Genomic DNA, 23,717 nt, shown 5'->3' on the forward strand with positions numbered 1-23,717 from the left:
GGAGTACCCTTCATGTCCCCGCAACTCCCCGTCGACACCTCAAGCTCCAGTGACAACACAAACACTCCGGATGTGATCGTCGTAGGCGGCGGCAACGCCGCGTTCACGGCCGCCCATGCCGCCGCAGTTCGCGGACGCAAGGTAGTGCTGCTCGAAAAAGCCCCGCAGGAACAATACGGCGGCAACAGCTTCTTCACCGCCGGCGCAACCCGCATCGCGCACAACGGACTGGCAGACCTGCAAGACTTCATTGAAGACGATGACCGCCACGAAGCCACCCACGTCCCCCCATACACCGCCGAGGAGTACACAGCAGACCTGGAAAAGGTCACCGAGGGACGCAACGACCCCGAACTGACCAAGGTCCTGGTCTCCGAAGCAGCCCCCGGCCTGCGCTGGCTGCACTCCCTCGGCCTGAAATACCGCCTGATGTACGAACGCCAGGCATACCGTCGCCCCGACGACACTTACCTCTTCTGGGGAGGCCTGCACGTCGGTAACGTCGGCGGCGGCGAAGGACTGATGGCCGACCATGTCCGGGTCGCGGCTGAACTCGGCACCGAGGTGCGCTACGGCCAGAACGTCGTCGGTCTTCTCACCGAGAACGGTGCAGTCAAGGGAGTTAAAGTCCGGCAGGAGGACGGAAGTATCCAGGAACTGCGCGCCGAATCCGTGATCCTCGCCGCCGGCGGGTTCGAAGCCAATCCCCAGTGGCGCCGGGAACACCTTGGCGAAGGATGGGAGAACGCCAAGGTCAGGGGTACCCCGTTCAACACCGGTGAGATGATCGCTGCTGGTCTTGAAGCAGGAGGCGCCAAGGGAGGCGACTGGGGCACCTGCCACTCCGTACAGTGGGACGCGTTCACCGAGCACAACGAGTCCAACCGGGAACTGACCAACCGGCTGACGCGCCAAAGCTACCCCTTGGGCATCATCGTCAATAACAAGGGTGAACGCTTCCTCGACGAAGGCGAAGACTTCCGCAACTACACCTATGCCAAATACGGCAAGGTGATCCTGCAGCAGCCTGACTCCGTTGGCTACCAGATCTTCGATGCCACGCTCCGGCCCATGCTGCGCACCGAGGAATACGAGATGCCGGGCATTTCCGTCGAAACCGCCGACACCATCGAAGAGCTGGCCGACAAAATCGGGATCAACCCCGAACGCCTGGCGAAAACCGTGGCCGACTACAACAACTCCATCGACACGACGATCGAATTCGACCCCAACGTTAAAGACGGCAGAAAAGCCGACACCACACCGGTAAAGAGCAACTGGGCAAACCCCCTCACCACCGGTCCCTACTACGCCTACGGCGTCACCTGTGGCATCACCTTCACATTCGGCGGACTGAAATCTGACACGCACGGTCGTGTCCTGAACAGCAAGGGGGAGCACATCCAGGGCCTGTACGTGTGCGGTGAAATGCTCGGCGGCCTGTTCTCCGCCAACTACCCCGGCGGTTCGGGCCTGGCCGCTGGAGTGGTCTTCGGCCGCCGCGCCGGCAATTTGGCCTGACACCACACACTCAGGCAGCCGCCACAGGGAGTGCCCATCGGTACGGTCCTTCGCAGTCCCCCAAGCCGGGACCGTACCGATGACCGTTGTCATGCTGAAAAGTCAACGTTGCTGAAGTACACCCCCAACAGACGACAAGGGGAGATGCGGCCTCGTGCTTGTGTTCTCGTAGCCCGTCGAGTCACAGGATGTTTCCGATGTCGCCGCAAGGGCGGGCGTCTCTAAAAGTCGACCACGCAGCGCACAATAAGTCGACTACGCAGCGCACAAGGAGGCGTCGCTGCACACCGCCCCTGCGCGAGATCGCGATGGCTGAACCAGGGATTACGCTGCGCGACAGCACCGCGTCGCAGCCGTCAGACAGCACGCCGGCCACGCGTAGGCGGACGCAGTGACCTTTGGCGCTTCAAGGCCCGGGTGGTGATCGGGGCCGTCGGACACCATAGCATCATGCGAAAGCACGCTTCCCCCGAACATCCAGACCCCGTGTCACCGATTACGTCCTCTGGCTCGGCACCGCCCGCGAAACCGAAAACGTAACTCCCGGAGTGAAGGGTTGGGCGATGCTGAATTTTACTGACACGGTCGGGGAGGCCGTCGCGGCCGTGAAGGACGGCTCGACGGTGATGATTGGCGGTTCGGCAACGCCGGGCAGCCGTTCCAACTGATCGACGCGCTGCTGGATTCCGGCGCCACGGACCTGACCGTGTGAACAACAAACCCGGCCGAGGTGATCAGGGTCTGGTTTTGCTGATCAAGGAGGGCCATGACGGGGCGACATGCCATGTCCTACCCCCTGGTGGTGGATTGTCTGATGATGAGCTCCGGCTGGAAAAGTATGTGCCGGCTGGCGGTTTGAGGCAACTCCCCGTGCTTTGTATTGGCAACGAGGTCCATCTCTTCGAATAGCAGCTCGGCCACTGCCGCTCCGAGCGCTTCTCCAGAAACGCGGATAGTGGATAGCGGAACTGCCATCGATCCGGCGAATTCGATGTCGTCGTACCCCATGACCGCGATATCTTCGGGCACGTTGATGTTGGGGCTGCTTGTGAGGTGCTGGACAACGCCAATGGCCAGAAGGTCGTTAGCGCAGAAGAGAGCGTCCGGACGTGTTTCTTTTGGGCGGGACGCGATGCTGCCGGCGACATACGCCCCGGCAGCGACGCTTCTTTCGGAAACGTTTATGACTTCAAACACTGCTCCTGGCATTTCCTCCACGGCTTTCAAGGCTCCCTGCATCCGGTCGGTCAGCTGCTGGAGCTCAAGGGAAGAACTGACGAAGCCGAGTCGTCGCCGGCCGAGGCTTAGGAGGTGCTTGGCTGCAATGTATCCCCCGGCCACACCGTCCGCTGCTGCCCAGGCAAGATGGGGGCTTTTTGCTTTCCTCGCACTGAGCACGCTCGGGGTGCCCCGCATCTTGAGTCGCAGGAGTTGTTCTTCGATGTCTCCTATGGGCGCGACGATGAGGCCGCTAACGCGCTGCATCTCGAAAAGTTCGATGTAGCTGCGCTCCCGTTCGGAGGAACCGTCATCATTGGCCATTAAGACGTGCATCCCGCGCGCTCTGACTTTTTGCTCGATTGACCGGGCGATTTCCGGAGTGAAGGCGCTGGAGAGTTCGAAGGCGATGTAGCCGATGACAGGATTTGTGCCTGACCTCAGTTGGCGTGCCGCATCGTTAGGAACGAACTGCAACCGCTCCACAGTTTCGCGGATCCTGTCCCGCGTTGGTCCGGAAAGCCGGCCGGGGCTGTTGAAGTAGTTCGAAACACTCGACTTGGAGACGCCGGCCATCAGGGCGACATCATTCACCGTCACTTTGCTCACTCGTTCATCTTCCCTGATGCAGGTCTGACACTTTTCATCACGAACGCAGGAGTGGTTCCTCTCCGACTCCGGCTTCAGGCCAACTCCCCCGCCCCTTCCAATTGTATCGGTTTACAAGCTCACGGATGCCTCCGCCTCCCGACGGCTAAATTCTCCTTGTAAATCGTTCCAATTTTGTCTATTGTTGTGGTGGTCGCCACACTCGACCAAGGAATCGTCAGGAACCGGCGACAATTCGACGCCGTACCGGTGAGCCCCTGGCTGTACAAGCTGGGCGTCTGCCCCCCTTCGGCTTCACATCACTCTTATGACTCAATGAGGAGATTTCCGTGACTAACACTGGAACCCCCACTGCACTTGACTCCCGGCACTGGAAGCTGGGCGTGGCTGCAGGAATGGCATCATTCCTGGACTCGGCCGCGATCATTTCGGTGGGTCTGGGCCTTGCCCTTTGGAAGAGCCACTACAACCTTGATGTATGGATGGTGGGAGTGCTGAGTTCCGCGCTCACACTGTTTATTGCCATTGGGGCGTTGTTCGGCGGTCGGGTGGCCGACCTGTTCGGCCGCACCAAAGTCTTTTCGATCACGATCCTTATTTACGCTTTGGGGACGGCGGCGGTCGCTTTGGCGCCGAATGCCGTGGTTCTGGTTGCCGGCGTGATCGTTGTCGGCCTCGCTGCAGGAGCGGACCTGCCCACCTCCATCGCCGTGTTGTCCGAGCGCGCCCCCGCCGGCGCGCAAGGCCGGCTAGTGGCGTTCACCCACGTGATGTGGACCGTGGGTGTCGTTGTAGCCACCGCTCTTGGCTTTGTCGTTGCAGGGCTGGGAACCTTGGGAATCACCATGATCTTCCTCCTGCTCACGGTCCTCGCGATCGCCACCTTCGCCTTCCGGGCCTTCTACCCGGCCTTCCGTGAACTCGAAGCGGAATCCGAGCGCCGCCACGAAGAACACGGCATCAACGCCGCAGTCGCACTGCCGCTCCGGACCCTCTTCACCAACCGTTCGTTCGTCGTAACGATCGTGCTTACCGCGCTCTTCTACGTGTTCTTCAGCCTAGTGGCCAACACCTTCGGCTCCTTCAAGACCTACTTCCTGGTGGTCGTCGGAGGCACGGACCAAGGCACGGCAACAGGGATCTCCTTCGTCACTACGCTCGTCGGCCTGGTGGGAACCATCATCTTCACCCGGATCGCAGACACGAAGTGGCGCAGCCGGTTCTTCTTCGCCGGCGTCGCCGTCTTCACCTCCTGCCAGGTACTCATCGCCATCACCGGCGGAACCGTCCTGCCCATCATGTTCACAGCGCTGGTGCTCTACAACATCGCCTTCCCCTTTGTCGGCGAAGCCCTCTACAAGATCTGGACCCAGGAATCCTTTCCGGTCAACGCACGGGCCACCGTCCAGGGAACAACGATCGCCGCCGCACGTTTCATCGCATCCGCCTTCGCCCTCGTCACCCCGGCACTGATCGCCTGGAGCCCCTCTGGCCTGTACTGGCTGCTGACTGTTTTCGCCCTGACCTCCGGAGGAATCGGAGCCATCATTCTTCGCCGCGTGCGCCGGGCCCAGGGCGCCCCGTTTCAGGAACCCACTCCCGCGCTTGTGAAGTAAACCGGAACGCCTGAGGCAACCGAGACATTCACCCCAGACCCCAGCCGACAAGGATAAGAACCACTATGCTTCGCCAGGTACAGGCAGCCCGCCCACGCTTCGAGAACCTCACGGACGACACCTTCGTTGCCGTGGACCGGCCGCGCCTCAGTTGGAAGATCCGGACCGAACTGCCGGGATGGATCCAGGAAAGCGCGGAAATCGAGGTCACGAGGGCAACCGGAATCCAGACCAGTGTCCTCGGCGGCCGGGAATCGGTACTTGTCGACTGGCCGTTCGCGCCGTTGTCACCTAGGGAATCCGTCGCGCTGCGGGTGCGTGTACACGGCACGGACGGTAGTGCATCGGATTGGAGCCCCACTTCAACCATCACCGCCGGATTCCTTGCCGAGGGCGAGTGGCGGGCCGATTTTGTGGGGTCAGGCGCAGAGGCGCCGTCGATGATCCGCACGAGCTTCCATGTTGACGGCGACGTCACCCGCGCCACCCTTTATACGTCCGCCCTTGGTGTTTTCGACGCCGAACTGAACGGTGCCGACGTGGATGACCATGTGCTGAAGCCCGGGTGGACGAGCTACCAGTGGCGGTTGCCGCTGGAGGCAACGGACGTCACCGGCCACATCCGTGCAGGCCGGAATACCCTGGGCATCCTCGTGGCTGGAGGCTGGTACACCGAACGGTTCGGATTCCGGGATGCCGCAAAACGGTTTTATGAAGGATCCCCGGCGGCTGCAGGACAACTCGTCATCGACTACGCGGATGGGCGAAGCCAAACCATTCTTACCGGCACAAGTTCACTATGGGCGCCGGCCCCCATCACCGCCAGCAGCCTGTATCAGGGTGAGACGTACGACGCCAGGCTGGAAGTGCCGGGCTGGTCCACCCCCGAACTCGACGACAGTGAGTGGCAGCACGTTCACGTCCGTAAAGACGTGGACGTGACACCAACTGCACGCAGAACCCCGCCGGTGCGCCGCATCGAAGAGCTCCCGGTTCACGACGTGCTCACAACCCCCAGCGGGGCCACCGTCCTGGACTTCGGCCAAAACCTCGTCGGCTGGTTGCGGATCAACGTTCGCGGCGAGGAAGGCAGGGTCATTACCCTGCGCCACGCCGAAGTACTCGAACACGGCGAACTTGGTGTGCGGCCCCTGCGCAACGCCGCCGCCACCGACCGCTACGTGCTGAAGGGGACGGGCACCGAGACCTGGGAACCGCGCTTCACCTTCCACGGCTTCCGCTACGCCCAGATTGACGGATGGCCCGGGGCCCTTGACCCAGCCGACGTCACCGCCGTCGTCGTCCACACTGACATGCCCCGCACAGGGGGCTTTGAAAGCTCGCACGAGCTGCTGAACAAGTTCCACGGAAACGTCGTGTGGGGCATGCGGGGGAACTTCCTGTCCGTCCCCACCGACTGCCCGCAGCGCGACGAAAGGCTCGGCTGGACCGGAGACATCCAGGTGTTCACCCCCACAGCAGCCTTCCTCTACGACTGCAACGCCTTCCTCGGATCATGGCTGCAGGACCTGGCCCTGGAACAAACCGCCAACGAAGGCATCGTCCCCATGGTGGTGCCAGCCGTTATCCCGCAGGTTCCCGGACTCTCCGATCCGGTGGCCGCGTGGGGTGATGCTGCAACCGTCGTACCCACGGTGCTACACCAGCACTTCGGCGACCTGGACATCCTCCGCCAGCAATACGACAGCATGCGCTCCTGGGTGGACGTGCTGTGCCAGCAGTCCGGAGAAGACCTCCTCTGGCAGGACGGCCTTCAATTCGGGGACTGGCTGGATCCCGACGCTCACCCCGACCGGCCAGGCGACGCCAAGGTCAACGCAGACATCGTCGCCACCGCCTACTTCTACCGCTCAGCAGAGCTGACCGCACACACAGCCGCACAGCTCGGCGACAGTGACGGCCACCGGAAGTACTCCGCGCTGGCCGACAATATCGCAGAAGCTTTCCGCGCGACCTACGTCACGCCCGCCGGCCGCATGATGTCGGACGCGCAGACGGCCTACGCCCTGGCCATTTGCTTCGGTCTAGCCTGCGACGAGAAACAAAAGCAGGCAATGGGAGAGCGTCTGGCGTTCCTCGTGCGCGCCGCGGGATACCGCATCAGCACAGGATTCGTTGGCACACCGCTCGTGTGCCACGCCCTGACAGAAACCGGACACCTCTACGCCGCATCCCGGATCCTCACGCAAACGGAATGCCCCTCCTGGCTATATCCAGTCACCATGGGCGCAACAACTGTGTGGGAGCGCTGGGACTCGATGCTCGAAGACGGCAGCATCAACCCGGGCCAGATGACAAGCTTCAACCACTACGCCCTCGGTGCCGTCGCCGAATGGCTGCACCACTCCGTCGGCGGCCTCGCACCGGCAACGCCCGGCTACCGCATGCTGAACATCAAACCCACCGTGCTGCCCGGTCTTGACCACGCCCGCAGCTGGCACGAAACGCCCTACGGGAAGGCAGATGCAGGCTGGCGGCTGAACGGTCAGCAACTGATTGTCGAGGTTACGGTGCCGCCAAACACGACGGCAAAAATCGTTCTGCCCTCAGGGGCGGTCCATGAGGTGGGCAGTGGCTCACACATCTGGTCCGAGACGTACAGCTGCCAAAAACCCGGAAGGGCCAAACTAAGTCTTTCCAGCGGCTTGGCGGAAATCATTGATGACCCCGAAGCCTATGAGGCTGTGCACACGACGATCTCCATCCACGACGAAAAACGATCTCGCGACTTCCGCCGGTTCACACGCTGGACCCCGGGGCGTGAACTGCGGGACCCCCTGAACAAAGCCCCATTAGCAATCCTGCACGACATCGAACTTGCCCTTGCCAAGCTTCCAACAACGCATGACACCGCCGACAGCAGCACTGACGGATTTGTGGATAGCAAAGCCGACGGTTTTGAAAGCCGCATTTGAATTACACGTCAATCTGACGGGGAATGCCAGCTGCCGGACTGTTGTCGGTGGCGTGTGTGGGACGAGTAGAAACAGGTGGGTGCCGCAGCACCCACCTGGCCCTCTTCTTGGCCACGCCGGCATGACTAAGACTTCCTGCTCCCTGAATAACGTCGGGCAGCACGGTCGGGGCAAAGAATTATCCGGGTCTCACCAGTGCTGTGCGCAGGTATAGGCCTAAAGCCCCGATGCCAAGCATCCAAGCGACGGAGGGATGACCGGGGCCCGATCTGCTGGGCGGGACCCGGCCCCCCTACCGATAGCACCCGATCAGCCGCGGAGCCTGGTCATCTTCGGGTCGTATAGCGGCTCTTCCGAAACGGTGGCCGCGATACGCCGTCCGAAGTATTCGATTTCGACGGAGTCGCCCACCGAAACGGTGGCCGGAAGGTATGCGTAGGCGATGGGCTTGGCCACGGTGTAGCCGTAGGCGGCGCTGGTGACGTAGCCGACGGCCTGCTCCTTGTAGAAGACGGGCTCTTTACCCAGGACGATGGAGCGGCCGTCGTCGATGGTCAGGCAGCGCAGCCGCCGGGCGGAGCCTTCCTCGGTGCGGCCTTCGAGCGCGCCCTTGCCGATGAAGCTGTCCTTGGCCATTTTCACGGCGAAGCCGAGGCCTGCTTCGAAGGGGTCGTGCTCGGTGGTCATGTCCGTGCCCCAGGAGCGGTAGCCCTTTTCAAGGCGGAGCGAGCTGAATGCGGCACGGCCGGCGGCGATGACTCCGAAGGGCTGTCCGGCTTTCCACAGGGCATCCCAGAGCCGCTGGCCGTGGTCGGCGCTGGTGTACAGTTCCCAGCCGAGTTCGCCGACGTAGGAAAGCCGCATGGCGGTGACGGGGATCCCGCCGATGACGACGTTCTTGGCCCGGAAGTATTTCAGGCCGTCGTTGGTGAAGTCATCGTTGCTGATGGTGCCGACCAGGTCGCGGGCGAGGGGGCCCCAGAGGCCGATGCAGCAGGTGCCGCCGGTGGTGTCGCGGACCTGGACCCAGTCGGAGGCGGACCCGCTTTGGGTCTGGTGCCGGGCGGCGCGTTCGAAGTAGGCGGTGTCGATGTTGCCGTTGGCGCCGAGCTGGAACGTGTCCTCGCTCAGGCGGGCGACGGTGATGTCGCTTCGGATGCCGCCGGCGTGGTCGAGCAGCAGGGTGTAGGTGACCGCGCCGGGCTTCTTGTCCAGGTCCGCCGTGGTGAGTTCCTGCAGGAGCTTGAGTGCTCCCGGGCCGGAGACCTCGAGGCGCTTGAGCGGGGTCATGTCGTACATGGCCACGGCGGTGCGGGTCTTCCACGCTTCGGCCGCCGCGATCGGGGAGCTGAACATTCCGGACCAGGCGTCGCGTGCCGGCGGCAGCCATTCGGCGGGCATTTCCTTCAGGAGGGCGGCGTTGGCTTCGAACCAGTAGGGCCGTTCCCACCCGCCGGACTCCAGGAAGAACCCGCCGAGTTCCTTCTGGCGGGCGTGGAACGGGCTGACGCGCAGGTTCCGCGGGGAGAGCTTGGGCTGGAGGGGGTGGAGGACGTCGTAGATTTCCACGAAGTTCTGCTGCGAGGTTTCGCTGACGTATTCCGGGGTGAGCTGGACGTCTTCGAAGCGGTGAATGTCGCAGTCGCCCAGGTCGATCTGTGATTTACCCGTGGTCAGCAGCTCGGCGACTGCACGCGCAATGCCGGCGGAGTGGGTGACCCATACGGCTTCGGCGACGAAGAAGCCGTCCAGTTCCTTGGATTCGCCCACCAGGGACCCGCCGTCGGGGGTGAAGGAGAAGATGCCGTTGAAGCCGTCCTCGATCTCGCTGTCCGCCAGCGCCGGAAGCAGCTGCTTGGTGGCTTCCCAGGCCGGGAGGAAGTCCTCCAGGGTGAAGTCCAGCCGGGAGGGCATGTTGTGTTCGCTGATGCTGCCGGGCTCAAAGGTGCCCAGCTCATCAAGGTCCACCGGCATGGGGCGGTGGGCGTAGGAGCCGATGCCGTAACGGTCGCCGTGTTCGCGGTAGTAGAGGTCCTGGTCCTGGTGGCGGAGGATCGGCAGCCGGGCACCGTTGGGCAGTTCGTTCTTGCCCTGCTGCGCCGGGACCGGGGTGGTCTTCACGTACTGGTGGGCCAGCGGGAGCAGGGGGACGGACATGCCGATCATTTCGCCGATCCTGGCGCCCCAGAACCCGGCGCAGGAGACCACGATATCGGCCGGGATCACGCCGTCGGCCGTCTCGACGCCGGTGACGCGGCGGCCGGACTGTTCGATCCCGGTGACTTCGGTGTTACCGATGTACTTCACGCCCGCGGCTTCGGTGCGCTTGATCAGCAGCTGCACAGCGCGGGCGGCCAGTGCCAGGCCGTCGCTGGGGACGTGGAGGCCGCCCAGGATGTCCTCTTCGTTCAGGAGCGGGTAGAGCTCCTTGCATTCTTCGCGGCTGAGGATCCTGCCGTCGATACCCCAGGAAGCGGCGTAGCCAAGCTTGCGCTTCAGGTCGGCGAGGCGGGTTTCGGTAGTGGCGACTTCCAGGCCGCCCACCTGGTTGAAGCAGCTCACGCCGTCCTCGGTCAGGGACAGCAGCTTCTCCACCGTGTACTTGGCGAAGAGCGCCATGGACTTGGAGGGGTTGGTCTGGAAGACCAGGCCCGGTCGTGTGAGGTGGAGCCGCCGGGCATGTTCAGTGGTCCCTGGTCCAGGACTGTGATGTTGTTCCAGCCCCGGGCGACCAGTTCGTCGGCGAGGTTTGTCCCGACGATCCCGGCTCCGATGATGACAATACGTGGCGTGGATGCCATGAAAGTTTCTCCTGCGTAGATAGTGGGCGTCAGCGGCCTGTGGGTGGCTGCCTTAGCGGAAGACGATGGTGCTGGTCTGGTCGATCAGCACGCGGTGCTCGCAGTGCCAGCGGACGGCGCGGGCCAGTGCCAGGGCCTCCGCGTCCTGCCCGATGGTGGACAGCGTGGTGGGGCCGAAGCTGTGGTCGACGCGGATGACTTCCTGCTCGATGATCGGGCCCTCGTCAAGGTCTGCGGTGACGTAGTGGGCGGTGGCGCCCACCAGCTTGACGCCGCGGCCGTAGGCCTGGTGGTACGGGCGCGCTCCCTTGAATCCCGGCAGGAAGGAGTGGTGGATGTTGATCGCCCTGCCCTCGAGGGAGCGGCACAGGTCATCCGAAAGCACCTGCATGTACCGGGCCAGGACGACGAGGTCGATGTCGTACTCGTCCACGAGCTCGAGCAGGCGCCGCTCGGCTTCCTGCTTGGTCTCCGGAGTGACGGGGATGTGGATGAACGGAAGGCCGGCAGCCTCTGCCATCGCCCGGTGTGTTTCGTGGTTGGAAACCACCAGGGCGAGTTCTCCGCCGAGGCTGCCGCCCCGCCAGCGGAAAATCAGGTCGTTGAGGCAATGCCCGAACTTGGACACCATGACCAGAACGCGCTGCTTGGTCTCGTCGTGGACGCCGAACTTCATCTCAAAGCGGTCGGCGATGGGGCGGAACTCCTCTTCGAGCTTCTGCAGGTCGTACCCGGTTGCGCCGGAGAAGGCGGTGCGCAGGTGCAGGGTCTGGCGGAGTCCGTCGTCGAACTGCTGGTGCTCTTCGATGTTGAATCCCCGCTCGAACAGGAACGTGGTTACGGCCTGAACTATGCCGGCGCGCTGGGCACACGACAGTGTGAGCACAAACTTCTGTGCCTTCTTCTCCTCCTCCACCTTGAGAAAAGGACTAGTTATTGTGTTTGTTTCAGTGAGCACCATTTGCTCCTCCTGTTAAAGCCGATTGTGAAACTGATATCCGTACTGGCGCTAGGTCCGGCAGAACGGGCAGTGCTCCGGCTGCGGGGAGCACTGCTGTGGAAAGGCTGTCAGCAGGTGACCGCTGAAGGCCTGCGTCCGCCCAGCGAGCATGGTTGCGTTACATCGACGTGAGTCCGCCGTCGATGGGAAGGAGCTGGCCGGTGATGTATCGGGCCCAGTCGGAGGCGAGGAACACCACGGAGGGGGCGATGTCCTCCGGGGTGCCCTGGCGCCCGAGCGGGACCTGACGCTGGACCATGTCGTCCAGTTCCTTGTCGTCAAGGTGGCTGAGCACCGGATCGTTGAAGCCGGTTTCAATCCATCCGGGACAGATTGCGTTGACCCGGATTCCCTGGCCGGCGTATTCCACCGCGAGCTGCCGTGTGAGGTTCACCAGCGCGCCCTTGGAGGAGTTGTAGGCGACCAGGTCGGGCTCGCCGACAAGCCCGGAGATCGAGGCGGTAATGATGATTGCGCCGGACTTCTGCTTGATCATTTGTGGCAGCACGGCCCGGGCGGTGAGGAACGTACCGCGGACGTTGACCCGGTAGGTGGTGTCCCACTCGTCCAAGGTCTGGGTCAGGGCCGTGCCGGCCATCAGCACGCCGGCGTTGGCGTGCACGATGTCGAGCCGTCCGTGCGTGCGGACAATGTCATCAACGACGGCCGTCATTGCCTTTTCGTCGGTGATGTCGGCTGTCGCGGCGGCACCTTGGTAGCCGGCTTCCTTGAGCAGCTGCACGGTTTCGGTGGCGCCCGCGAAGTCAATGTCGGACGCGACCACCAGCGCACCGGCCTGTGCGAGGGCTAAAGCGCTGGCCCGGCCGATTCCGTGCCCGGCACCGGTGACCAGGGCAACCTGGCCTGTTAGGGACAATGCGTTCATTTCCGTCTCCCGCAAAATCGTTAGTCGCTGGTCTACTCGACGGGTTCCAGCACGGCGGAATCCCCGGCTTCAGGCTCAAGGTCCGGCCTCGTCTCACCCGGCGGGGCGGCGGCATGTGCGGCCAGGACACCTTCGCCGTGCCGCAGCCGCAGCCGGTAGAGCAAAAGCCCGGCGATGACGGCCACTACCACGAAGATGACTCCGCCCCACTGGAGGTACCACTCGAACGGCGGAGTGGAGTTGTAGAGCTCCTTGCGGGGCCAAATGAGGTTGATGGTCATGGCTACTCCCCACAGCACCGCGAGAATGTTGACCGGAAGCCCCCACTTGCCCAGGCTGAATCCTGACTCCACACCGTCCCGCAGGGGCCAGCGCCCCTTGAGCCTGTTGCGCAGCATGGGGATGGTCACCAGCATGTAGGACAGGTAGATCAGGACGATGCCGATGGTCAGAACGATGGTGAAGATCGCAGGCTGGGTGATGTTGACGATCAGCGGAACCATGGCCAGTACACCGGTGACGATCGACGCGACCGTCGGTGTCTTGCGCTTGGGGTGGACCCAGGAGAGCTGTTTGGCGAAGGGCAGATTGTTGTCCCGGGCCATTGCGAACATCATGCGGATGGCAGCTGCCTGGATCGCCAGCGTGCAGACGGTGATGGCGACGCAGATGCAAACGAGGAAGGCCTTGCCGAACGGGTTGCCGAGGACGGACAGGAGGATGTACTGAAGTCCGCCTTCCGGTGAGCCGAGCTTGGGATCGTCGACGTTGCCGGCGGCCATGATGCCGAACACGAGCAGCAGGCCGCCCAGCACGAAGGATGCCGTGACTGCCTGGATGATCGCTTTGGGCGCGGTCCGCTTAGGGTCCTTGGTTTCTTCCCCGAGAGAGGAAGCGGTATCGAAGCCGTACATCACGGAGCCGGCAGCCATGGAGGCCACGAGGAAGGCTCCGAAGAATCCGAGCGACTGGCCGTCTCCAAATCCGTGGGAGGAGAAGAACACCTCGGGGCCCCGGATGATGTGCCAGCCCAGCGCGAGGATGATCAGGACCGCGGCGGTCAGTTCCACGAACACGCCGATGCTGTTGATGGCGGCAGTGAGTTTGACCCCGAATGCATTCACGATGGTGGTGAAGGTGATCAGGATGCCGGCGAGGATGACGCTGTTGATCGCGAAGTCGTAGGTTCCTGTCCCGTCGCCCACGAGCTGGAATCCGCTCCAGATCTGCGGGAGGGTGATCTGCAGTGCCAGGGCCACCCCGCCGACGGTCACGATCGAGGAAATGAGCAGCAGCCAGCCGGCCATCCAGGCGGAGGTTTTCGAGGAGAGGCGTTTGGCCCAGTTGTAGACGGAGCCGGCGACCGGGTATCGGCCAGCGAGTTCGGCGAAGCACAGTGCGACCATGAGCTGACCGACGAAGACCATTGGCCAGGACCATGCGTAGGCAGGTCCTGCCATGGAATAGCCGAAGTAGAAGAGCTGGAACACGCCGGTGAGGATGGAAATGTAGCTGACACCGGCGGCGAAGCTGGAGAACTTGCCGACTTTCCGGTCCAGTGATTGGGCGTATCCGAATTCCTCCATTCCGGTGCTGTCGGTGAATTTGAGTTTGTCGGTCATGGTTTTCCTGTTCGGGGCGCACCTGAACGGTGCGGGTGGGTACGGCGGAAACGATGGGGAGATGGCGCTGGGTCCGGGCGCATGCGTAGGGGTCCGAGCACGGTGCTTGCACCGTGCTCGGACCCTCGACGCCCGGACTTACAATCGGCCAGTTCCACTTGCCAGGCACATTCACCGTGCGTGACGCTGTTGCGGCAAAGTGCCGGTCCGTCCGGTTGTCAGCGTGCCTTGTTGTGCATGACGTGCTTGGTGCGGGAGTAGTCGTCGAGTGCGTAGGCGGACAGGTCGCGGCCGTAGCCGGAGCTCTTGAAGCCGGCCCAGGGCATCTCGTTGGCCAGGACGAGGTGGGAGTTAATCCAGACGGTGCCTGCGTCCAGGCGGGAGGCGACGTCGTGGCCCAGCTGCGGGTTGAGGGTCCAGGCCGATGCCGCCAGGCCGTACGGTACGGCGTTGGCCCGGGTGATGGCTTCTTCCTCGGTGGAGAAGGTCTCGACCGTGACGACGGGGCCGAAGATTTCCTCGAGGGTGCAGGCTGTGCCCTCGGGGACGTCTGTCAGCACGGTCGGGGCGACGAAGTAGCCGGGACCTTCCAGGGCTCCGCCTCCGAGCGCAGCCTTGGCGCCGTCGGCCTTGGCGCGCTCGAGGTGGTTCAGGACGCGGTCGTAGTGCGCCTTGGAGATGAGCGGCCCGATTTCAACGTCGGCGCCGGCGGTGGGTTCGCCGACCACGAGGGTTCGCACCTGCTCGACGAGCAGCTGTGTGAAGCGTTCGGCGACTGACTCGTGGACCAGCACGCGGCAGCCTGCGCCGCATTCCTGCCCGGAGTTCCAGTAGCCGGCGGCGCGCAGGGATTCTGCGGCGGCTGAGAGGTCAGCGTCGGCGAAAATGACGACCGGGGCCTTGCCGCCCAGTTCCAGGTGGACCCGCTTGATGGTTTCCGCGGCGCCCCGCGCCACGGCGCGGCCGCTGTTCACCGATCCGGTCAGAGCGATCATGTCGACCTGGGGGTGCTCGGAGAGCCGTGCACCGACGACCGGGCCGAGCCCGGTGACGACGTTGAAGACACCGGCGGGCAGGAGGTCGGCGACCAGTTCGGCGAATTTCAGTGTCGTCAGGGGCGTCTGTTCCGAGGGCTTGAGGACGATCGTGTTGCCGGCGGCGAGGATGGGGGCGATTTTCCAGGCTGCCATCAGCAGCGGGTAGTTCCACGGGGTTACGACGCCGACCACGCCCAGCGGTTCACGGACGATCACCGACAGGTGGTCCTCGGCGTACTCGCCGGCGGCGAGAGAGGTTGTTGCACGGGCCGCTCCGGCCATGAAGCGGAATGAGTCGATGGAGCCGGCGATGTCGTCTTCTGCGACCATGAGGGGTTTGCCGGTGTTCCAGGCTTCCAGCCGGGCAAGCATGTCTGCGTTCTCGGCGAGACGGTCGGCAATGGCGTGGAGGATCTCGGAGCGCTTCTTGGGGAGGGTGCGGCCCCAGGCGGTCTTGGCTTCGAGTGCTGCAGCGACAGCGGCGTCGACGTCGTCCGCGGTTCCCTGGCTGACCTCGCAGATGGTGGCCTCGGTGCACGGGTCCACGATGGTCTGGGTTTCGGCGCCGAGGCCTGCCCTGAATTCTCCGTTGATAAAGTGCCCGCTTGGCGGCAATGCTTCAGCGCCAAGAAGCGGGGATTCCCCGGTCCCGCGCCGGACTGTTGCTGAGTTGGTGACAGCTGTGGTTGTCATTTTGGTTTTGCTCCTGATCGTTGAGGTTGGTTCGGCCGGTGCAGCGGCGGTGCTGACTGGCCTTGGGCGGGATATTTCAGGTGGAGGCGGGTTCCAGCTGGAGTTCGGCCACGAGTTTTTCGATGCGGTTTACGGAGGCGGCGTCCAGGTCGGCCACGGGAGGGCGGGGTTTGCCGATGGGCTGTCCGAGCAGCTCCAGCGCAGCCTTCACGGCCGGAACGTAGGGTGCGGAAAGGACGGCGTCGATGAGGGGGTAGATGCGGTTCCATTCGGTCCGCGCCTTCACGTGGTCTCCGGCTGCGACTGCGCGCTGGACAGCGACGATTTCCTGTGGCACGAGGTTGGCTGTTCCGGCCATGACCGCGGGGGCCCCCTCGGTCAGGGCTGCGAGAATCAGGGTGTCCGAGCCGACAATGGTGGAGATGTCCCCGCTGTGGTGGTGGATGAGCTGGGTGGCCTGTCCCATGTCACCGCTGGAGTCCTTGATGTAACGGATGTTCTCCACTTCGCGGCCCAGCCTGCCGACCGTTTCGGCGTCGAGGTTCACTCCGGTGGCGAACGGGTAGTTGTAGAGCATCACGGGAAGTTCGACTGCTTCGGCCACGGTGCGGAAGTATCCGGTGGTCTCCGCCATCGAGAGCGGCTCGTAGTAGGGGGCAATCAGCATCAGCACATCAGCGCCGCATTCCTGGGCATGCAAAGAGTTCTGGATGGCTTCTGCGGTGCTGGTGGCACCGGTCTGGGTAACGACTGGCACGCGCCCTGCAGTGTGTTCTACGACAGTTTCGACGACCAGGCGACGTTCGGCCTGGGTGAGGGCGGCGAACTCTCCGGTGGAGCCGCAGGCCACGACCCCGTCGACTCCCCCGTCAATTGACCTGTCCACGAGAAGCCGAAGCTTCGGAACATCAATCTGGCCGTCGTCCGTGAAAGGTGTTGCAAGGGCGGTGAGTACCCCCGTGAGCTGCACAGTCATCCGTATTCCTGTCTGTTTACTGACGTCGAGGCCCTTCCGTGGAGGCGGGAACGACGTTCACTCTATGAACGGTTTATTCATTTTTAGGGGAAGGTTCGCTCGAAAACAAGGAGTTTCGCGGCTAAGTGGGTGCTTTTTATCGAACTTAAACGTCCGGGAAATGCTGATGAAACAAATGGCCAAGGCCTGGGGCCGCAGCGCACCGTAGGTTGTGCTGCGGCCTCTGGCGATGGCCTAGTGAAGCGGATCCATGGTCCGGTCAGCTATCCGGTTTACTTGAACCAGCTGTCGGCGGCCTTGCGGTTGTCAGGGTTCTCGAGCCACTTTTTGGCCCCTTCGGTGGGGCTGGAGGCTTCGCTGACGTCAAGCATCAGGCTCGCGTACTGCTCCTCGGTGATCTTGAAGTTTGACATCCACTTGGCGACCTCGGCTTCCTTGGAAGCGAACTGCTTTGAGAGGACGATGTAGGAGCCGTCCGGCTTGGGCCAGCCCTGAAGGTCGTCGTCCAGGGCTTTGATCGGCATCGATGCAAAGGCCCAGTGGGGTGTCCACAGCGTGGCTACCATGGGCTTGTTCTTGGCCGCGGCGTCTTTGAGGGCTGCGAGGGTGGCAGGGGTACTGCCCGCGACGATGTCGAGCTTGTCGGTCGCGTTGTACTTCTTCAGGACATCCGGGAGGATCTTCATTTCACCGGAGCCGGCCTCAATGCCGACGATCTTCGAACTGTACTTGGAGGCGTTGTTCACGACTTCGCTGATGGTGTTCTCCGGCATCGACTTTGGGGTGACGAGAACGAGCCGGTCGTTGTCGAAGAACGGCTTGTCAAGGATGTTGAGCTGGTCCTTGTATTTGTCCACGTAGGTTCCGTGGGTGGTCGGGAGCCAGGCGTTGAGGTAGCCGTCGAGGTCTCCGCGGGCGATGCCGGCGAATCCGGCGGCCAGGTCTACCTGCTTGGTCTGCAGCGTGTATCCGTGTTCTGAGAGCAGCTCTGTCCAGAGGCCGGTGACGGCAACAGTGTCGTCGTATCCTGCCACGGTGGCGACGGTGACGGTCTTGTCGCCGGACTGCGCGCCGGGAGCGGCCACTCCGGAGCAGGAACTGACGCCGGTGGCGATGAGCGTGCAGGCCAGGAAGGCCCCGATCTTCTTAATCAAGGTGGTTCTCCGTTTATCTGTGATGGAAGTTGGGTGGTGATGTCAGACAGCTGCCGCGGGAGCGGGCATCTTCGCTGCCTTGATTTGTTCTTTGCGGATGCGGCGGCTGCGCAGGACGTTGCCGAAGGTTTGTGCGCCGCTGGTGACCCGGTCCAGATAGATGGCGAGGATGACGACGGCGAGTCCTCCTTCGAATCCGCGGGCGGTGTCGAGCTGGGCAACGCCCTGGACGACGACGCCGCCGAGTCCGCCTGCGCCGACCAGGCCTGCGACGACGACCATGGAGAGGGCGAGCATGATGACCTGGTTGACGCCGGCCATGATGGACGGGAAGGCCAGGGGAAGCTGGACGTCTTTGAGGATGAGGCTCTTTTTGGCGCCAAAAGCGGTGGCTGCTTCGAGGAGTTCCAGGTCAAGCTTGCGGATGCCCAATTCGGTCAGGCGGACGGCGGGCGGGATGGCGAAGATAATGGTGGCTGCGATCCCGGGAACCATGCCGACGCCGAAGAAGAAGACGGCCGGGATGAGGTAGACGAACACGGGCATGGCCTGCATGAGGTCAAGGACCGGGCGCACGACGGCGCTGACGGTGCCGTTCAGGGCGGCCCAGATTCCCAGGGGCACGCCGATGGCGAGGGAAAAGACGACTGAGACGACGACGACGGCAAGGGTCGACATGCTTTCAACCCACAGGCCCATGGACACGATGAGCAGGAATGCCAGAGCTGAGAAGATGGTCAGGCCGAGGCTGCGGGTAAGGAATGCTGCTGCCCCGGCCAGGACGACGATGATCAGGAACGGGTGCAGGCCGACGAGGACGCTTTCCACGTTTCCTACGAGGAGGCTGACGAGCCAGGAGACTGCATCAAAGAACCAGCCGAAGTTGGCCAGTGACCAGTCGATGAATGTTGCGAACCATGTTCCGACATCAAGCTGCATTGTTGCTGTTCCTCTTGCTGGGTGAGAGTGCCGAGAAGACGTCCTCGGCGGTGATTTTGCCGACGATGGTGCCGTCCTGGTCGGTGACTTCCACAGGCTGCGAGCCGGTGGCGAGGATGGGCAGGAGGTCGTGCAGGACAGTGCCCTCCGGAACCCTCGACGAGCCGCTACCGAAGCCGCCGGTCTCCGGCGGAGAGGAGTGGCTTGCTGTGGGGCGGGCGATCATTCCGGCAGTGAGGACCCGGCTCCGGTCGACTTCGGCAACGAAGTCCTCGATGTAGGGGTCCGCGGGTGCTTCGAGCAGGTCCAGGGCTGTGCCGCACTGGATGTTCTTGCCCTGCTTCATCACCATGATCTTGTCCCCGAGGTACATGGCCTCGTTGAGGTCGTGGGTGACGAAGATGATGGTCTTTTTGAAGTTCTGCTGCAGCTTGATCAGCAGCTCCTGCATGTCCTTGCGGATGAGCGGGTCAAGGGCGCTGAACGGCTCGTCCATCAGGAGGATCTCGGCATCGGTTGCCAATGCGCGGGCCAGGCCGACGCGCTGTTTCATGCCGCCGCTGAGTTGGTCGGGCATGGCGTGGATGCGGTCACCGAGGCCGACGATGGCCAGGGCTTCGGCTGCCTTGGCTTCCCGCGCTTCCTTGTCCACACCGCGGACTTTAAGGCCGAAGGCAACGTTGTCCACGAGGGACTTGTGCGGGAACAGGCCGAAATGCTGGAAGACCATGTTGATGGTGCGGTTCCTGTAGTCGCGCAGAGCGGCCGGCGCCAGTGAGCGGACGTCCTTGCCGTCAACGGAGATGGTCCCGTCGCTGGCGTCGATGAGCCGGTTGACCATGCGGATGATGGTCGACTTGCCTGAGCCGGAGAGGCCCATGATGACAAAGATCTGGCCACGCTCCACTTCAAAGGAGACGTCGTCGACGGCGACGAAGCCCTTCTGGCCGGACTTCGGGGGCAGGAGGCCGAGCATGCGGCGGTTTTTGCCCGGATGGAAGACCTTGGTCAGGTTCTCCACTCGAATGAAGGGTTTATCAGGGTCCATGGGTTCCTCGCGGTGAAGGGTGGGCAATGCGGTGGGCTGGGCTGTCATGAATTCCTCGTGAACGTTGGGTCCAGCACTTCCACGGCGTCGACGGTGAGGCCGGAGAAGGACGAGAGGGTGGTGCCCGACAACGGGCCCTGAATGAGCAGGAGCAGAAGCAGAATCCTTGTTGTTTCTAAGGATTGACCCTGTACCTGTTCATCTGGTGAACGCTTCGGTTATTTAGTGATCAAAAGCATAGGGTGACCTCCGTCACCACGTCAACAGTTGAACGTCAAGTTCGGAAAAGGTTGTTGCTGCAAATGCAATCCAGCCCGAAGTGCCTGGCCTGCGACGGGGGTGTCGGAAACAGGCATCGGTTTTGCTTTCGGTACTTGACGATGTGGTGGACGCCACTCTACCGTTGATGTTCATTAGATAAATGGTACGTTCACCAAGTGAACACGTCGCAAGGAATGACTATGACGAAGCAAATGAGGATGTTTGCCTTTGACTTCAACGGGCCAGCGCACCTTTCCGCAGGCCTCTGGCGTCATGAAAGGGACGGCAGCGCCGACTACACCAACGTGCACCGCTGGGTGGAGTACGCCCAGATGTTGGAACGCGCGGGTTTCGACGGAATCTTCTTCGCCGACAACAACGGTTACCACGACAAGTACAACGGCAGCGTGGACGCTGCCCTGCGCGACGCCGCTCAGATTCCGGCCAATGACCCCGCCTACCTGATTCCTGCCATGGCGGCCGGGACGAAGCACCTGGGCTTCGGCGTGACCTCGTCCACCGCATATGACCACCCCTACGCGCTGGCCCGGAAGTTCTCTACCCTGGACCACCTCACCGGGGGCCGCATCGGCTGGAACGTCGTGACCTCCTACTCCGACAGCGCCGCGCGCAACCTCGGAACCGGCACCCAGACCGCGCACGACGACCGCTACGAGATCGCCGAGGAATTCATCGACGTGGCGCTCAAGCTCTGGGAGGGCTCCTGGGACGATGACGCCGTCGTGCGCGACAAGGAGGCGCGCACGTATGTGGACCCCAGCAGGGTGCACGAAATCGGCCACGAGGGCAAGCACTTCACTGTGCCGGGGATCTTCCTGTGTGAACCGTCGCCGCAGCGCACCCCGGTGATCTTCCAGGCCGGCGGATCCCCCCGCGGCGTGGAACTGGCAGCCAAGACTGCCGAGGCCGTCTTCATGAACGCCGCCACCAAGGCCGGCCTGAAGAAGCAGGTCGACGCGCTGCGCGCAAAGGCCGTAGAGGTTGGCCGCGAGCCCTCACACATCGCCGTCCTGCAGATGATCACCATCATCAGCGCCCCCACCGATGAAGAAGCCCAGGCCAAGTACCGCGAGTATCTGGACCTTGTGGACTACGACGGGGCCATGGCGCGGTACAGCGGCTGGGCCGGCATGGACATGGCCCAGTTCGACCCGGACGAGCCGTTTGAGAACGTGCAGACCAACGCCGGCCAGACCATGGTCAACTTCTTCACCAAGATCGACGCCGACCGGCAATGGACCCCGCGTGACATCGCCGAATACAACGGCATCGGCGGCACCTCCCCCGTCATCGTCGGCAGCCCCCAAACCGTTGCCGACGAACTGGTCTCCTGGATCGAGGAAACCGGCGCGGACGGGTTCAACATCGCCCACGCCGTGAAGTTCGGCGACATCGAGGACTTCGCCCGCTACGTCGTCCCCGAGCTCCAGGCCCGCGGCGTCATGCGCACCGCCTATGAAGGCGACACCCTGCGCGAGACGCTCTTCGGCCCCGGACAGGCCCGGCTCGCGTCGGACCACCCCGGCGCCGCTTACCACCGCACCCGCACACCCCAGTCATAACAGGAACCCACCATGTCCATCATCGTCACCGCCGAAACCCCGTCGATCGACCCTGCCGTGCAGCGTCAGGTCTTCGGCGCCCTGCCCACCGGCGTCACCGCCATCACAGGCCTTGCCGAGGACGGCACGCCCCGCGGCTTCGTTGTCGGCACCTTCCAGTCCCTCTCCCTCGAACCGCCCCTCGTGACGTTCTGCGTCGACAAGTCCTCAAGCACCTGGCCGACCCTGCGCTCCCTGGGCCGGTTCACCGCCAACGTCCTCTCCACCGAACAGCTGCCGGTCTGCCGCGCACTCTCGCGCAAGGGTGATGAGAAGTTCGCCGGAGTCGAGTACGAAACGAGCCCGATCGGCACCCCACGCATCCTGGGCGCCACCGCCTGGGTCGACTGCGAGGTGCTTTCTGAGGTTGTCGCGGGCGATCACTACATGATCGTCGGTTCCATCGAGAATCTTGTCCCCGGCGAAGGGGAAGCCCTGCTGTTCCGCGGCGGCAAATTCGGTGACTTCAATCAGTGGCCGGCACCTGCTCCCGCCCAGGCTGCAGCTCCCACTCCTTCCGGAAAGGCCCAGTGAAATGACCAACATGCTTAACCGCGTCACCGAGGCCTGGACCAAGGCCTGGGGCGAAGGGGACACCTCAGCCTTCGAACGCCTCGTGGCCCCCGACTACGAACGGCAGTCCAAGACCGGCTCCGAAGGGCTCGCCCAGGTGGTGCAGCAGATCGAGGAATCGCACCGCGCCTTCAGCGACTTCCACGTCACCGTCCTCCGTGCCATCGAGGACGACAACCTCGTGGCCATCCACTGGGAGACCGCCGGCAAGCACACCGGCGAGTTCATGGGCGTCCCCCCGACAGGCCGGACCGTCACCGTCCAGGGCGCCTCATTCATCAGCCACCGCGACGGCCTGATCACCTCCGAAGCAGTGGTCTGGGACCCCCGCGACATGCTGTCATCCATGAGCATCTGGCACCTCGGTGACCAGCGCTCTTCCCGCCGAAAGACCGAGAAAATTGCCGATTAATATTGCCGAAACGGCCCAGCGCATCCTGGACGCCAAGGCCAACAGGAAGCCCGTCGACACACTCATAGGCAGCGTGGATGGTCCCACCGTCGCGGACGCCTTCCGCGTCCAGCAGGAAGTCATCCGCCTTCAGGTGGCCGCCGGCGACAGCGTCGCAGGCTTCAAGCTCGGGAACATCGCCAAGGCCATGCAGGCCAAGTTCGGCGTCGATGAACCTGACTACGGATACCTGCTTGCCAGCCAGTTCTACCCCGAGAACCTGCCCCGTTTTGAGGACGAGTTCATCGAACCCTTCGTCGAACTGGAACCCGCCTTCGTATTAAAGCGCGACGTCGGCGGACCGCACGTGACCGTGGCGGACATCATCGCCGCCACCGACTTCGTAGTCCCCGCTCTGGAGATCATCGACTCCCGCGTCCGTGACTGGAACATCGGCATCTTCGACACGCTGGCCGACAGCGGTTCCAGTGCTGGCGTCATTCTGGGCGGCCAGCCCCGGAAGCTCAGCGACGTGAACCTCTCCGACATGGAGGGCACGATCACCTTCAATGGTGAGGCCGTCGCGGAGGGGAACACCAACGCCATCTACGGCAGCCCCGTCTCGGCCCTGGTGTGGCTGTGCCACCGGATCGCCGAGTACGGGATCACCCTGAAGGCCGGTCAGCTCATACTGCCTGGCAGCTGCCTTGCCGCTGCCAGGATGGTGCCCGGCACCCGCATCACCGGCCGCTTCGAAGGCTGGGGAGAGGTCAGCTTCGATTACACGGCCGCCGGTTAGGGTTGAGTAGAACCC

The 23,717-nt window shown here is 63.2% G+C and carries 16 protein-coding genes and 2 pseudogenes; 8 read left to right on the forward strand and 10 right to left on the reverse strand.

What is annotated here, in order from left to right; all coding sequences use genetic code 11:
* The first annotated feature begins 12 nt into the window (after positions 1-12).
* Both tcuA and ACFVTE_RS16635 read left to right on the forward strand, forming a co-directional pair.
* Positions 13-1,521 (forward strand): FAD-dependent tricarballylate dehydrogenase TcuA, encoded by a 1,509-nt coding sequence (gene tcuA, locus ACFVTE_RS16630; protein ID WP_387102173.1) that lies wholly within the window; start codon positions 13-15, stop codon positions 1,519-1,521.
* 563 nt (positions 1,522-2,084) lie between these two features.
* A pseudogene (locus ACFVTE_RS16635) lies at positions 2,085-2,286 on the forward strand (CoA-transferase); the annotation flags it as partial.
* A gap of 24 nt (positions 2,287-2,310) precedes the next feature.
* On the opposite strand, the gene ACFVTE_RS16640 reads toward ACFVTE_RS16635, so the two are convergent.
* Positions 2,311-3,348 (reverse strand): LacI family DNA-binding transcriptional regulator, encoded by a 1,038-nt coding sequence (locus ACFVTE_RS16640; RefSeq protein WP_387102175.1) that lies wholly within the window; start codon positions 3,346-3,348, stop codon positions 2,311-2,313.
* 329 nt (positions 3,349-3,677) lie between these two features.
* Here ACFVTE_RS16640 and ACFVTE_RS16645 point away from each other — a divergent pair, with 329 nt between their 5' ends.
* On the forward strand, positions 3,678-4,964 hold the full coding sequence (locus ACFVTE_RS16645; protein WP_387102177.1) for an MFS transporter: 1,287 nt from the start codon (positions 3,678-3,680) through the stop codon (positions 4,962-4,964).
* Positions 4,965-5,029: 65 nt separating this feature from the next.
* Positions 5,030-7,900, forward strand: a complete 2,871-nt coding sequence (locus ACFVTE_RS16650) for a family 78 glycoside hydrolase catalytic domain (protein WP_387102179.1) — start codon at positions 5,030-5,032, stop codon at positions 7,898-7,900.
* A 309-nt stretch (positions 7,901-8,209) separates the two neighbouring features.
* Here the strand turns inward: ACFVTE_RS16650 and ACFVTE_RS16655 are convergent.
* From ACFVTE_RS16655 to ACFVTE_RS16695, 9 genes and pseudogenes are all read right to left on the reverse strand, one after another.
* Positions 8,210-10,701: pseudogene (locus ACFVTE_RS16655) on the reverse strand (FAD-dependent oxidoreductase).
* A gap of 52 nt (positions 10,702-10,753) precedes the next feature.
* Positions 10,754-11,662: a formyltetrahydrofolate deformylase gene (purU, locus tag ACFVTE_RS16660; RefSeq protein WP_387102181.1), complete on the reverse strand. Its 909-nt coding sequence runs from the start codon at positions 11,660-11,662 to the stop codon at positions 10,754-10,756.
* A gap of 157 nt (positions 11,663-11,819) precedes the next feature.
* Positions 11,820-12,587 (reverse strand): SDR family NAD(P)-dependent oxidoreductase, encoded by a 768-nt coding sequence (locus tag ACFVTE_RS16665; RefSeq protein WP_387102183.1) that lies wholly within the window; start codon positions 12,585-12,587, stop codon positions 11,820-11,822.
* A gap of 32 nt (positions 12,588-12,619) precedes the next feature.
* Positions 12,620-14,209, reverse strand: coding sequence for an APC family permease (locus tag ACFVTE_RS16670; protein ID WP_387102184.1), 1,590 nt, complete (start codon positions 14,207-14,209; stop codon positions 12,620-12,622).
* A gap of 218 nt (positions 14,210-14,427) precedes the next feature.
* Positions 14,428-15,939, reverse strand: a complete 1,512-nt coding sequence (locus ACFVTE_RS16675) for an aldehyde dehydrogenase family protein (RefSeq protein WP_387102186.1) — start codon at positions 15,937-15,939, stop codon at positions 14,428-14,430.
* 76 nt (positions 15,940-16,015) lie between these two features.
* Positions 16,016-16,915 carry a 4-hydroxy-tetrahydrodipicolinate synthase gene (gene dapA / locus ACFVTE_RS16680; RefSeq protein ID WP_387102188.1) on the reverse strand — a complete coding sequence of 300 codons (900 nt, stop codon included), beginning with the start codon at positions 16,913-16,915 and terminating at the stop codon, positions 16,016-16,018.
* Between the two features lie 272 nt (positions 16,916-17,187).
* The gene (locus ACFVTE_RS16685; protein WP_387102190.1) at positions 17,188-18,069 is read right to left on the reverse strand and encodes a glycine betaine ABC transporter substrate-binding protein; all 882 of its coding nucleotides are present in this window, start codon (positions 18,067-18,069) and stop codon (positions 17,188-17,190) included.
* Positions 18,070-18,111: 42 nt separating this feature from the next.
* Positions 18,112-19,008, reverse strand: coding sequence for an ABC transporter permease (locus ACFVTE_RS16690; RefSeq protein WP_387102192.1), 897 nt, complete (start codon positions 19,006-19,008; stop codon positions 18,112-18,114).
* Positions 18,998-20,104 carry a betaine/proline/choline family ABC transporter ATP-binding protein gene (locus ACFVTE_RS16695; protein WP_387102194.1) on the reverse strand — a complete coding sequence of 369 codons (1,107 nt, stop codon included), beginning with the start codon at positions 20,102-20,104 and terminating at the stop codon, positions 18,998-19,000. The genes ACFVTE_RS16690 and ACFVTE_RS16695 overlap by 11 nt, the downstream gene beginning before the upstream one ends.
* Before the next feature lie 413 nt (positions 20,105-20,517).
* On the opposite strand from ACFVTE_RS16695, the gene ACFVTE_RS16700 reads away from it, so the two are divergent.
* From ACFVTE_RS16700 to ACFVTE_RS16715, 4 genes are read left to right on the forward strand one after another with little or no spacing between them, the layout of a single operon-like run.
* Entirely contained in the window at positions 20,518-21,900 is a 1,383-nt protein-coding gene (locus ACFVTE_RS16700; RefSeq protein WP_387102195.1) for an LLM class flavin-dependent oxidoreductase, read from the forward strand.
* Positions 21,901-21,912: 12 nt separating this feature from the next.
* Entirely contained in the window at positions 21,913-22,473 is a 561-nt protein-coding gene (locus ACFVTE_RS16705; protein WP_387102197.1) for a flavin reductase family protein, read from the forward strand.
* Between the two features lies 1 nt (position 22,474).
* The gene (locus tag ACFVTE_RS16710) at positions 22,475-22,924 is read left to right on the forward strand and encodes an ester cyclase (protein WP_387102199.1); all 450 of its coding nucleotides are present in this window, start codon (positions 22,475-22,477) and stop codon (positions 22,922-22,924) included.
* The gene (locus tag ACFVTE_RS16715) at positions 22,914-23,702 is read left to right on the forward strand and encodes a 2-keto-4-pentenoate hydratase (RefSeq protein WP_387102201.1); all 789 of its coding nucleotides are present in this window, start codon (positions 22,914-22,916) and stop codon (positions 23,700-23,702) included. Before ACFVTE_RS16710 ends, ACFVTE_RS16715 begins: the two co-directional genes overlap by 11 nt.
* Positions 23,703-23,717: the final 15 nt, after the last annotated feature.

Source organism: Arthrobacter sp. NPDC058097 (assembly GCF_042884885.1).
Classification (GTDB): domain Bacteria; phylum Actinomycetota; class Actinomycetes; order Actinomycetales; family Micrococcaceae; genus Arthrobacter.